Origin of the sequence: Sphingomonas lenta, assembly GCF_002288825.1 — a bacterium.
GTDB lineage: Bacteria > Pseudomonadota > Alphaproteobacteria > Sphingomonadales > Sphingomonadaceae > Sphingomonas > Sphingomonas lenta.
This window is the reverse complement of sequence record NZ_NSLI01000003.1, coordinates 604,946-617,243: the sequence shown is the minus strand read 5'-3', so window position 1 is coordinate 617,243 and position 12,298 is coordinate 604,946. Positions and strand designations below refer to the sequence as shown.

Genomic DNA, 12,298 nt, shown 5'->3' with positions numbered 1-12,298 from the left:
ACCACGCTGGATCCTGAAACAAGTAGGTGCCTATCCCGCTCGAACATGGACACCTCCCCGGCGCAGGCCGGGGCCCAGTCACGGGGCCATGTGCAAGCATGGACGCCAACTCCCGAAGCGCACCGTAGCTGGACCCCGGCCTCCGCCGGGGAGGCGCATACGTGCCCGAAGGGTACAGGTGCCCAAAGAGTTCAGGATGACGGAGTGAACGAGCCAGAAGCAATATACGCAGTCACGGGAGCATACGGCGGATCGGCCTAACCGCGCTCGGCGAGCAGCCGGTCGAGCGCCTGGGCGACGCCGTCCTCGTCGTTGGAGGCGACGACCCAGTCCGCCACCGCCTTCACGTCGGCGGGCGCCTGGCCCATCACCGCCGCGAGCCCGGCGCGCGTCAGCATGGGCAAGTCGTTGCGCATGTCGCCGAGCACCATCACCTGATCGAGCGACACCCCGGCCGCGCGCGCCAGCGCCTCGACGCCCGCGCCCTTGTTCGCGTCCAGCGCGGTGACGTCGAGATAGTAGGTCTGCGAGTTCGCGATCGTGGCCTGCCCACCATAGCGGTCGCGACCCTGCTCCAGGGTGCGCGCGAGCACGGGCGGGTCGTCGCTGACGAAGGTGATCTTGCCCGCACGGCCCGCCATTTCGGCGAGGTCGGGGACGATCACCGGCTCCTGGTTCGCCGATTTGCGCTCGCGGTCGGTGTGCGGGTTGTCCGGCGTCGACGCGTACCAGCGCCCCTCGGCGAAAACCCAGACGTCCGCGCCCGATCCGTGCGCCAGCTCCAGCATGCCGCGCCCCACCTCGGCCGGCACGAGGTGCTGCTCCATCACCTCGCCGCCGCGGCGGAACACGGTGCCGCCGTTGAACGCGCCGATCGGCGTGTCGAGGCCGAGCGCGTCGGCGATCGGTTCGACGCCCGACGGCGGCCGCGCGCTGATGACCGTGAAGCCGACGCCAGCGTCCCGGACGCGCCTGACCGCCTCGATCGTCGCGGGGCGGAGCCGCTTGTCATGATCGACCAGCGTGCCGTCCACGTCCGAGACGACGAAGCGGATCGCACCGGGCGACGCCGTCACTGTGGCACCTCGACGTGGCCGCCGAAGCCGAAGCGCATCGCGGACAGGACCTTCTCGCCGAAGGTGTTGTCGAGCCGGCTGCGGTAGCGCGCGTAGAGCGCGGCGGACAGCACGTGCGCGGGCACCGCCTCCTCCATCGCCGCCTCGATCGTCCAGCGGCCCTCGCCGGAGTCGGAGACGCGGCCGGAGAAGCCCTCCAGCCGCTCGTCCTTCGCTAGCGCCTGCGCGGTGAGGTCGAGGAGCCAGGAGGAGATTACCGACCCGCGCCGCCACACCTCGGCGATGTCCGTCATGTTGAGGTCGTAGCGCTGGTCCTCCGGCAGCTTCTCCGAGTTCTTGGCGGCGAGCACGTCGAAGCCCTCGGCGTACGCCTGCATCAGCCCATACTCGATGCCGTTATGAACCATCTTCACGAAGTGCCCCGCGCCCGCGGGACCGGCATGGATATAGCCTTTCTCCGCGCGGGGGTCATCGGCATCCTCGCGGCCCGGCGTGCGCGGCACGTCGCCCTGGCCCGGCGCCAGCGCGTCGAAGATCGGGTCGAGGTGATCGACCGTCGCCTTGTCGCCGCCGATCATCATGCAATAACCGCGCTCCAGGCCCCAGACGCCGCCCGACGTGCCGACGTCGACATAGTGCACGCCCTTCTCGCCCAACATCTTCGCGCGGCGGATGTCGTCCTTGTAGAAGCTGTTGCCGCCGTCGATGACGATCGAGTCCGCGCCGCAATGCTCCGACAGCGCGATCACCGTCTCCTCCGTCGGCGCGCCGGCGGGCAGCATGACCCAGAAGATCGCGGGGTGGTCGAGCTTCCCTCGCATGTCGTCGAGCGAGCCCGCCGGCTCCGCCCCTTCACCGGCGAGCGCGTCGATGAGCGGCTGGTTGCGATCATACACGATCACCTGGTGCCCATGGCGCATGAGCCGCCGCGCGATGTTCCCGCCCATACGTCCCAAGCCGATGATGCCGAGCTTCATGCGGTCTCCTTTCCACGTTCCACCGGCCCCACCCCGGCGAAGGCCGGGGCCCAGCTACGGTGCGCTGACTTGGTGCGTACCCCCGTCGTTCATCGTGACTGGGCCCCGGCTTCCGCCGGGGAGGCTCCCTCGTGTTATGCGTTCGCCGGATGCTTCGCGGCGATGCTGCCCAGCAGGTCGTCGAACGACTTCACGAACGAGGCCACGCCCTCGTCCACCAGCTTGCTCGTCACCGCGTCCAGGTCCAGCCCCAGCCGCTCCACCTCCGCCAGGACGCGCCGCGCCTCGTCCACGCCGTCCGTCAGCGTATCGGCGACCGTGCCGTGGTCGCGGAACGCGTCCATCGTCTGGGGCGGCATGGTGTTGACCGTGTCGGGGCCGATCAGCTGGTCGACGTAGAGCGTGTCCGGGTACGCGGGGTCCTTCACGCCCGTCGACGCCCAGAGCAGCCGTTGCGGCTGCGCGCCCTTCGCCGCCAGGCTCCGCCAGCGGTCCGACTTCAGGAAGTCGAGATACCATTGATACGCCATCTTGGCGTTGGCGATCGCCGCCTTGCCGCGGAGCGCCTTCAGCGCGTCGCTCTCCGGATCGCCCTCGCCTACGCGGCGGTCGATCTCCTTGTCGATCGTCGAGTCGATGCGGCTGACGAAGAAGCTCGCCACGCTCGCGATCCGATCGATCGGCTCCCCTCGCGCGACCCGTTCCTCCAGCCCCATCGCATACGCCTCGGCCACGCGAGCATAAGCCGCCTGGCTGAACAGCAAAGTGACATTGACGTTGATCCCCTCGCGGATCGTCGCCGCGATCGCGGGCGCCCCCGCGTCGGTGCCGGGGATCTTAATCATCAGGTTGGGCCGGTCGACCATGGCCCAGAGTTTCGTCGCCTCGGCGATCGTCGCGTCCGTATCGAGCGCGATGGTGGGCGAGACCTCCAGGCTGACATAGCCGTCCTTGGCGTCCAGCCGGTCGTACACCGGGCGCAACGTATCGGCGGCGGCGCGGATGTCGGCGGCGGCGAGCCACTCGTAGCGGTCGAGCGCGGACGCGCCCGGATGCGCGCGGTCGTACTCCGCTAGCCCCGCGTCGTACGCGGTGCCGTGGCCCATCGCCTTCTCGAAGATGGTCGGGTTGGACGTGACGCCCGTCAGCCCGTCCTCGTCGACCAGCTTCTTGAGGCCGCCCGCGTCGAGGAACTGCTTGTCGACGAAGTCCAACCACACCGCCGTGCCCTTGGCGGACAGCTCCTTGAGCTTGCTCACTTCTTGCCCTCCAGCATCTCGCGCGCGACCTTGACGACGTTGTCGACGGTGAAGCCGTACTTGTCCTGCAGCTTGGCGATCGGGGCCGACGCCCCAAAGGTCGACATGGTGATCGTGCGGCCCTCAAGCCCGACATAGCGGTGCCAGCCCATCTCGCCGCCCTGCTCGACCGCGAGCCGTAGCGGGACGTTCGACGGCAGCACGCCGTCCTTGTACCCGTCGTCCTGCAGCTCGAACCGGTACCAGCTCGGCATGGAGACGACACGGGCGCGGATGCCCTGCTCCGTCAGCTTCTCATAAGCCTGCACGACCAGCGGGACCTCGGAACCGGTGCCGATCAGGATCACCTCCGGATCGTCCGCCGAGGCGAGCACATAGGCGCCGCGCGCCACGTCCGGTTGCGCGTACTTGCTCCGGTCGAGCGTCGGGATCGCCTGGCGCGAGAGGATGAGCGCGGTCGGCCGGTCCGCCATCTCCATCGTGCAGCGCCACGCCGCGGCGACCTCGTTCGCGTCGCCCGGGCGGATCACGTCGAGGCCGGGAATGGCGCGGAGCGCGGCTAGGTGCTCGATCGGCTGGTGCGTCGGCCCGTCCTCGCCGACCCCGATCGAGTCATGCGTGAAGATGAAGATCGAGCCCACCTCCATGACCGCCGCCAGCCGGATCGCGGGCCGCATATAGTCGGAGAAGACCATGAACGTCGCCGAGTAGGGCCTGAGGTGCGACAGCGCCATGCCGTTGACGATCGCGCCCATGCCGTGCTCGCGCACGCCGAAATGCAGATTGCGCGCGCCGTAGCTGCCCGCCTGAAACGAGCCTTCGCCGTCGATGAGTGTCTTGGTGGACGGCGCCAGGTCGGCCGACCCGCCCATCAGCCAGGGCACGTGCTTGGCGATCGCGTTCAGCACCTTGCCGCCCGCCTCGCGGCTGGCGACGCCCTTCGCGTCCGCGGGGAAGGTCGGAATGTCGGCGTCCCAACCCGGCGCGGGCTCGTCGCGGAGCATGGCGTCGAGCTCCGCGCCAAGCTCAGGATGCGCCTTCCGGTAGCGCTCAACGGTGCGCTCCCACTCCTCGCGGAGCGGCACGGAGCGGCCGTTCAGCGCGTCGCGGAAGCTGCGGACCGCCTCGTCCGGCACGAGGAACTGCGCGTCCTCCGGCCAGCCGTAGCTGCGCTTCGCGCCGCGAATCTCCTCTTCGCCCGGCGCGTCCGAGTGCGCCTTGTGCGTGCCCGCGCGCGTCGGGAAGCCGATGCCGATGACGGAGCGTAGCACGATCAGCGTCGGCCGGTCCTCCGTCGCGCGGAACTGCTCGATCGCGCCCGCGAACGCGCCCACGTCCTCCGCGTCGTCGACGTAGAGCACCTGCCAGCCATAGGCCTCGAAGCGCTTGGCCACGTCCTCGTCGAAGGCGAGGTCGGTGCCGCCCTCGATCGTGATTTGGTTGGCGTCGTACACCCAGCATAGGTTCGCGAGTTTCAGATGCCCCGCGACCGACGCGGCCTCGCTCGCGACGCCCTCCATCAGGTCGCCGTCCGAGCAGAAGACGTAGGTGTCGTAATCGAACAGCTCGAAGCCGGGCCGGTTGAAGTGCGCCGCCAGCCAGCGCTCCGCGATCGCCATGCCGACCGAGTTGCCGCAGCCCGCGCCCAACGGCCCCGTGGTCGTCTCGACGCCGGTGGTGTGGCGGTATTCGGGGTGGCCCGGCGTGCGGCTGGAGAGCTGGCGGAACTCGCGAATGTCGTCGAGGCCCATCGCGGGGTGGCCCGTCTTGTTGCCGTCCGCGTCGATCTCCTCGATCCCCGCCAGGTGGATCAGCGCGTAGAGCAGCATGGACGCGTGGCCGACTGACAGCACGAAGCGGTCGCGGTTAGGCCAGTCGGGGCGGCTCGGGTCGTAGCGGAGGAACCGCGTCCAGAGCGTGTGCCCCGCGGGCGCCAGCGCCATCGGCGTGCCGGGATGGCCCGAGTTCGCCTTCTGCACCGCGTCCATCGCCAGCGTGCGGATCGTGTCGACGGCGAGCGCTTGCGCGCTCTTGCCCTCGCCTGAAGAGGCGGCGGGCCGCGAGCCAAGAGCCGCTGGGATGGTCGCGTCGTTCATGGAGCCCTCTTCAGGTTAACGCCCCGAACGCGAGGCGCACGATTGGGTTGCGCGATCCGAGTTCCTCCCCCGCTCACAGCGGGGGAGGGGGACCATGCGAAGCATGGTGGAGGGGGAACTACGGGATGCGGCATCGCCCTGTACCCCCTCCACCACGCCCTACGGGCGCGGTCCCCCTCCCCCGCATCTACGATGCGGGGGAGGACTGGTTTCAGCGTGCCCCTATCAGCCGAGCTCCGACCGTTCCAGCCTCGTCACGACGCCGCCATCGGCCAGATACGCCCCGTCCACCTCCGACAGGAACAGCCCGTGCCCCAGCACGCCGGGGATCCCCTGGAGCCAAGCCGCGACCTCGTGCGGGTCGGACAGGTCGTGGAAGGCGCAGTCGAGGACGAGGTTGCCCTGATCCGTCAGGTACGCCTCGCCGCCCGCCATGCGGAGCACCGCGTCCGACCGCTCAGCCAGCACGCGCGTCACATAGGCTTTTGCGAAGGGCAGAACCTCGACGGGCACCGCAGCCTTGCCGATGCGCTCGACGCGCTTCGCGCCGTCGGCGATCACGACCATGCGGTCGCTGGCGGCGGCCACGCATTTCTCGCGCAGCATCGCGCCGCCCGCGCCCTTTACGACGAGCATGAGCCCATCGATCTCGTCCGCGCCGTCGATCGTCAGGTCCACGCGGGCGACGTCGGCGAAGTCGTGGACGCGGATGCCGAGCTCCCGCGCCAGATCGGCCGAGGCATGGCTGGTCGCGACCGCATCCATCTTCAGGCCCTCGCCCACGCGCCGCCCCAGCGCGCGGATCATGTGCGCGGCGGTGGAGCCGGTGCCGAGCCCCACCATCATCCCATCCCGCACCTCGGCCACGGCGGCCTCGGCGGCGAGTCGCTTGTCGTCGTCCAGGTTCATGCGGCGGCCCTACCCCCTCTATAGCGGACCGGGAAGCACAGCCCTCTCCCCACCCCACCCGTCACCCCGGACTTGTTCCGGGGTCCATCGCTATCCGGGCGAACCGGCCGCGAGCAGGAGGCGGACGGCTGTGTACACCCTCGAACGGATCGCGCGCACGACGATGGACCCCGGAACAAGTCCGGGGTGACGAAAGAAGATGAAGGGGCTTCTTCCCCCGCGAAGTACCACTTCGCGGGACGGCCCTCACATCCCCCGCATCATGTCGTGCATCTGCCCGTTCGACATGCCGTGATTCAGGTGCGCCATGATCCAGATCGACCCGAACAGCACCAGCGCCACGATCAGCGTGCCGAAGGCGAGCGCGAGGACGTTGTTGCTGTTGTCGGGCCCGGTGGTGATGTGGAGGAAGAACACCAGGTGCACGCCCATCTGCCCGATCGCGAGCGCGACGAGGAAAACGGGGAGCCCCGGCTCGTAGATCAAGTCGGTGGTCGCGAACCAGAAGCTCGCCGCGGTGAGCAGCGACGCCGCGATCAGGCCGATGACGTAGCCGCGCACGCCCTTGACGACGTCGAGGTCCTCGTCCTCGTTTTGGTCGCCCGGCGCGCGGTCGATGTCGCTCCGCTTGGAGTATTCCTCCTCGTTCATGCGCGCGCTCCGAACAGATAGACGACGGTGAACAGGGCGATCCAGATGATGTCGAGCGCGTGCCAGAACAGCGCCCAGCACAGGATGCGTCGCTGTATGTCCTCGCGGAACCCCTTGGCGAGCACCTGCGCCATCATGGTGAGCAGCCAGAGCAGGCCCGCGAGCACGTGGAGCCCGTGCAGGCCCACCAGCGCGAAGAAGCTCGACAGGAAGGCGGAGCGGTCCGGTCCTGCGCCCTCGCCGATCAGGTGCGCGAACTCCCAGAGCTCCATACCTAGGAACCCCGCGCCGAGCAGCGCGGTCCAGGCCATGGCGATCTGGAACCACCACTGGCTCCTCGCCGCCGCGCCGATGGTTGCCATGCCGCAGGTGAAGCTGGACAGGAGCAGCAGCGCCGTCTCGCCCGCCACGAACCTAAGGTCGAACAGCTCGCGCCCCGACGGCCCGCCCGCCGTCTCGCCCACCAGCACCGCGTAGCCGGCGAAGAAGGCGGCGAACATGATGAAGTCGGACAGCAGGAAGATCCAGAAGCCGTAGCCGACGATGATGCGTTTGGGCGCCGGGCCCAGCTCGCTGATCGACGGGCCCTCGCCGTGGCCGAGCCGGTTCGGGTCGCCGTGCGCGCCGGCGTACGCCTGGGTCGAGCGCGCGCTCACGCGGTCGCTTCCTTAGGGATGCCGAGCAGTTGCGCCTTGGCTTCGCGCCGCTCGCGGTCGAGGCGCTCGACCTCGTCGGCCGGGATCTCGAACTCGTGATGGTCGCGCCACGCGAAGATCGTGAACGTCGCCCAGGCGCCGAGCACCCCGAGGATCACTAGCCACCAGATGTGCCACACCGCCGCGAAGCCCAGCACCGTCGTGAAGAACGCGGTGATGAAGCCGGTGGGCGAGTTGCGCGGCATCTCGATCGGCTCATAGTCGGGCCGGTCGCTCAGCCGCTTCTTCTCCCGCGCGCCCTCCTTCAGGCTCCAATAAGCCTCTTCGTGGCTGACGTCGGGCAGCACGGCGAAGTTGTAGGACGGCGGCGGCGAGGTGGTCATCCACTCGAGCGTGCGGCCGTCCCAGGGGTCGCCGGTGTCGTCGCGCAAGGCCGCGCGGTTCCTGATTGATACGTAGAGCTGCACCGCCATCGCGGCGATGCCCAGTGCGATGATCGCCGAGCCGACGGAGGCGACGATCAGCCACGGCTCCCACGCCTTGACGTAGTGCGCGCTCATGCGGCGCTGCATGCCCATCAGCCCCAGCACGTAGAGCGGCATGAAGGCGATGTAGAAGCCGATGATCCAGCACCAGAAAGCGCGCTTGCCCCAACGCTCGTCGAGCTTGAACCCGAACGCCTTGGGAAACCAATAGGTGTAGCCCGCGAACAGCCCGAACAGCACGGCGGGAATGACGATGTTGTGGAAATGCGCCACCAGGAACAGCGTGTTGTGCAGCACGAAATCGACGGGCGGGATGGCGAGCAGCACGCCCGACGCGCCGCCGATCACGAAGGTGACCACGAACCCGATCGAGTAGAGCATGGGCGTGGTGAAGCGGATACGCCCCCTGAACATCGTGAACAGCCAGTTGAACACCTTCACGCCCGTCGGCACCGCGATGATCATGGTGGTGACGCCGAACACGCCGTTCACGTCCGCGCCCGCGCCCATGGTGAAGAAGTGGTGGAGCCACACCATGAAGCTGAGCACGCAGATGACCATGGTCGCCACGATCATGGAGCGGTAGCCGAACAACGGCTTAGAGCTGAACGTCGAGACCACTTCCGAGAAGATGCCGAACACGGGCAGCACCAGGATGTACACCTCTGGATGCCCCCAGGCCCAGACCAGGTTCACGAACATCATCGCGTTGCCGCCGAGCTCGTTCGTGAAGAAGTGGAAGTCGAGGTAGCGGTCGAGCAGCAGCATCGCCATGGTGGCGGTCAGGATCGGGAACGCCGCGACGATCAGCAGGTTCGCGGCCAGCGACGTCCAGCAGAACATCGGCATGCGCGTGTACCCCATCCCCGGCGCGCGCATCTTGAGGATGGTCGTGACGAGGTTCACGCCCGCGAGCAGCGTCCCCACCCCCGCTATCTGCAACGCCCATAGATAATAGTCGACGCCCACCCCGGGCGAGAAGCGCAGCTCCGACAAGGGCGGGTAGACGACCCAGCCCGTCTTCGCGAACTCGCCGACGACGAGGCTGATGTTGACGAGCAGCGCCCCGCTCGCGGTAAGCCAGAAGCTGACGTTGTTGAGCGTCGGAAAAGCCACGTCGCGCACGCCGAGCTGGAGCGGCACCGCGAAGTTCATCAGCCCCGTGAGAAACGGCATGGCCACGAAGAAGATCATGATCACGCCGTGCGCGGTGAAGATCTGGTCGTAATGCTCGGCGGGCAGATAGCCGCCATTGTTGTACATGAGGTCCTGGTGCGTCCGCATCAGCACCGCGTCCGAGAAGCCTCGGATCAGCATCACGAGCGCGAAGATGCAGTACATGATGCCGATGCGCTTGTGATCGACCGACGTGATCCACTCGCGCCAGAGATACGGGACATAGCCCGCCCGCCAGACCCAGATCAGCGTGCCGAACAGCACGGACCCCACCGCCGCGGCCGCGATCAGCGGGATCGGCTCCTCCCAGGGGATCGAGTTCCAGGCGAGCTTGCCGGTGATCGGCGACCACTCCGCCGCCTCGCGCGAGTGTTCGGCCATACTAGTCCTCCCGGCCCGAGCGCGACTGCTCGCGCGCGGGCGTTCCCGAATGGCGCAGCGCCGCCTGGTAGAGCCCGGGCACGACCGCGCGGTAGGTGTACGCCTTCGACGTCGCGGCCGTACGCTCGAGCTTCAGATATTCCGGCCCGTCCAGCACCGGCCCCGTGCGCCTGGTCCCCCGCACCCACGCCGCGAACCGCTCGCGCGGCATCGCGTCGGCCAGGAACATCATCTCCGAGAACCCCTCGCCGCTGTAATGCGCGGACAGACCGCGATAGCGCCCCGGCTCGTCGGCCAGGAGGTGGAGCTTCCCGTCCATTCCCGCCATGCCGTAGATCTGCGAACCCAGCCGCGGGATGATGAAGCTGTTCATCACCGTCGCCGAGGTCACGCGGAAGCGCACGGGCGTGCCTGCCGGGATGGCGAGATAGTTGACGCTCGCCACGCCCTGCTCGGGATAGATGAACAGCCATTTCCAATCGAGCGAGACGACCTGCACCTCCAACGTCGGCACGTCCGATCGTATGGGACGCGAAGGCTCGAGCTCGTGGCTCCCGATCCAGGCGATGCCGCCGAGGAAGATGATCACCAGCGCCGGGATCGACCACACGAGGAGTTCGAGCCGGCCCGAATAGGACCACTCGGGCGTGTAACGTCCGCGCGGGTTTTTCGCCGAATAGCGCCACGCGAAGTAGAAGGTGAGCACGATGATCGGCACGATGATCATCGCCATGATCACGCTGGCGTTGACGAACATGGTGCGCTCGCCGCGCGCGACCGGACCCGCCGGGTCGAGCAGCCCCGGCTCCGAGCAGGACGCCGCGAAGAGGCCCGCCACGCCGACCGCGACACGCGCGGCCCAATCCCGTCCGATCCCTGGCATCAGCATCTCCCCGGGTCGGCCGAGCCTTAGCCGCGGGAGCGGTGGTGAGCAAAGGATTTCGAAATCAGATTAACGCAACCGCGACTATTGTGTCCAATGGCTCGGAAAAGCATAAATCCATGTTGACCGAGCCGGAAAGTCAGATACTTAGTTAAGAATTGCCCCCAGGAGTACCTCATGTCCGAAGATCAGTCCGACACCAATGCGCTGGAACTCGCCACCGAGTTGACGATCGCTTGGCTCGGCAACCCGAATACGCGCATTTCGGCCGACGAAGTGCCCGCGTTCCTGCGCCGGATGCACGAAACCGTGTCCGAACTCACCGGCAGTTCGGCGGAGACGCCCAGCGCGGAGCCGCAGACCGAGTACACGCCGGCCGTGTCCGTTCGCAAGTCCCTGTCGTCGCGCGACCACATCATCTCGATGATCGACGGCAAGCCCTACAAGACGCTGCGCCGCCACCTCGCGACCCACGGGCTCACCCCCGACCAGTATCGTGACCGCTACGGCCTGAAGTCCGATTACCCGATGGTGGCCGAGAGCTATTCGGAGTCGCGCCGCGCCATGGCCAAGCAGATCGGCCTCGGCCGCAAGTCGACGCGCGGCGGCGGCGGAGAGCAGGCTCAGCCCGAGCAGCCCGCGCCGACCCGGGGCCGGAAAAAGGTGCAGCCGGCGGGGGAGTGACCCCATCGTAAGCGCAAGAGGGCCGGCTCACCGTGATGGTGAGCCGGCCCTTTTTGCTTCTGCAGGCCCGCCGCGGCGAAGCCGCGTCGTCGGTCGTCGGTGGGTCGACGCCGGCCGGTCTCGGGCGTCTCGCTTCCAGCTCCGCTGGGCGCGTGCGCCCTACGACCCGAAGCTACCCTTCCGGTACAACAACGTGATCGCCACGCGCCTGTTGCGCGGATCGTACGGGTCCTTGGCGATGATCGGCTCGCGGTCCGCCACGCCCTCGATGCGCTCGAAGCGGCGCTCGGGGATGCCGCCCGCTAGCAGCCGGCGGCGCGTCGCCTCCGCGCGGCCCGACGCGAGCAGCCAGTTATTCATCGCCCTGGGGTCGCCATAGGCCACGCTGTCGGTGTGGCCGCGGATCATGATGGGGTTCGCCGTCCGCCCGATCGCGCCCGCGATGGTGCCGATCAGCTGCGACGCCTGCGACTCCAAGGTGGTCGTGCCCAGGTCGAACATCGAATAGTCCGCGTCGTCGATCAGGTCGATGCGCATGCCGTCCTGCGTCATGACGAACCGGACATGCTTGGCGAGCTGCGCGAGCGAGCCGTTGGCGCGCATCTCGGCCTCGACCTGCTTCTTGAGCGCCTCGAAGTTCTTCCGGTCCTCGGCCACGACCTTGGGGTTGCGCAGCGAACCCTTGTCGCCGGTGCCGTGCTTGGGGCCGCCGTCGTTCTGGGCCGGGTCAATGATCGCCTGCATGAAGCCCGTGCCGGGCTTGGGGCCGACGCGGCTGCTGCTCACCACCGACTCGCCGCCGGCGGGCCCGTTGCCGCCCATGCCGTTCGATTGCGAGTTGAGGAGCGTGGGCGCGAAGAAGTCGGCGATGCCCTTGCGCTTCTTCTCGTCGGTCGCGCCGAGCAGCCACATGAGCAGGAAGAACGCCATCATGGCGGTCACGAAGTCGGCGTACGCCACCTTCCAGGCGCCGCCGTGATGACCGTGCCCGCCCTCGATATAGACTTTCTTGTAGATGATCTTGGGCGGCTGGTTGTGCCCATGCGGCGCGCGCGCGGCCATGGC

General features: G+C 68.1%; 11 protein-coding genes. 1 reads left to right on the top strand and 10 read right to left on the bottom strand.

Going from position 1 to position 12,298, the window contains the following annotated elements; all coding sequences use genetic code 11:
• Positions 1-257: 257 nt before the first annotated feature.
• The 9 genes from CKY28_RS10240 to cyoA form a co-directional block, all read right to left on the bottom strand.
• Positions 258-1,076 carry a Cof-type HAD-IIB family hydrolase gene (locus CKY28_RS10240; RefSeq protein ID WP_095998216.1) on the bottom strand — a complete coding sequence of 273 codons (819 nt, stop codon included), beginning with the start codon at positions 1,074-1,076 and terminating at the stop codon, positions 258-260.
• Positions 1,073-2,053 carry a phosphogluconate dehydrogenase (NAD(+)-dependent, decarboxylating) gene (gene gnd, locus CKY28_RS10235; RefSeq protein WP_095998215.1) on the bottom strand — a complete coding sequence of 327 codons (981 nt, stop codon included), beginning with the start codon at positions 2,051-2,053 and terminating at the stop codon, positions 1,073-1,075. Before gnd ends, CKY28_RS10240 begins: the two co-directional genes overlap by 4 nt.
• Positions 2,054-2,187: 134 nt before the next feature.
• Positions 2,188-3,312 carry a transaldolase gene (gene tal, locus CKY28_RS10230; protein WP_095998214.1) on the bottom strand — a complete coding sequence of 375 codons (1,125 nt, stop codon included), beginning with the start codon at positions 3,310-3,312 and terminating at the stop codon, positions 2,188-2,190.
• Complete coding sequence (gene tkt, locus CKY28_RS10225) at positions 3,309-5,408, bottom strand: transketolase (RefSeq protein WP_095998213.1); 2,100 nt, start codon at positions 5,406-5,408, stop codon at positions 3,309-3,311. The genes tal and tkt overlap by 4 nt, the downstream gene beginning before the upstream one ends.
• Positions 5,409-5,633: 225 nt before the next feature.
• Positions 5,634-6,317: a ribose-5-phosphate isomerase RpiA gene (gene rpiA / locus CKY28_RS10220; RefSeq protein ID WP_095998212.1), complete on the bottom strand. Its 684-nt coding sequence runs from the start codon at positions 6,315-6,317 to the stop codon at positions 5,634-5,636.
• Positions 6,318-6,563: 246 nt separating this feature from the next.
• Positions 6,564-6,968: a cytochrome o ubiquinol oxidase subunit IV gene (gene cyoD / locus CKY28_RS10215; protein WP_095998211.1), complete on the bottom strand. Its 405-nt coding sequence runs from the start codon at positions 6,966-6,968 to the stop codon at positions 6,564-6,566.
• Complete coding sequence (locus tag CKY28_RS10210) at positions 6,965-7,624, bottom strand: cytochrome (ubi)quinol oxidase subunit III (protein WP_095998210.1); 660 nt, start codon at positions 7,622-7,624, stop codon at positions 6,965-6,967. The genes cyoD and CKY28_RS10210 overlap by 4 nt, the downstream gene beginning before the upstream one ends.
• Complete coding sequence (cyoB, locus tag CKY28_RS10205) at positions 7,621-9,666, bottom strand: cytochrome o ubiquinol oxidase subunit I (protein ID WP_217989578.1); 2,046 nt, start codon at positions 9,664-9,666, stop codon at positions 7,621-7,623. Before cyoB ends, CKY28_RS10210 begins: the two co-directional genes overlap by 4 nt.
• Position 9,667: 1 nt before the next feature.
• Positions 9,668-10,549: a ubiquinol oxidase subunit II gene (gene cyoA / locus CKY28_RS10200; RefSeq protein ID WP_176473046.1), complete on the bottom strand. Its 882-nt coding sequence runs from the start codon at positions 10,547-10,549 to the stop codon at positions 9,668-9,670.
• Positions 10,550-10,726: 177 nt separating this feature from the next.
• On the opposite strand from cyoA, the gene CKY28_RS10195 reads away from it, so the two are divergent.
• Positions 10,727-11,233 (top strand): Ros/MucR family transcriptional regulator, encoded by a 507-nt coding sequence (locus CKY28_RS10195; RefSeq protein ID WP_095998208.1) that lies wholly within the window; start codon positions 10,727-10,729, stop codon positions 11,231-11,233.
• Positions 11,234-11,392: 159 nt separating this feature from the next.
• Here the strand turns inward: CKY28_RS10195 and CKY28_RS10190 are convergent, their stop codons facing one another.
• The gene (locus tag CKY28_RS10190) at positions 11,393-12,295 is read right to left on the bottom strand and encodes a flagellar motor protein MotB (RefSeq protein ID WP_095998207.1); all 903 of its coding nucleotides are present in this window, start codon (positions 12,293-12,295) and stop codon (positions 11,393-11,395) included.
• Between the last annotated feature and the right edge of the window lie 3 nt (positions 12,296-12,298).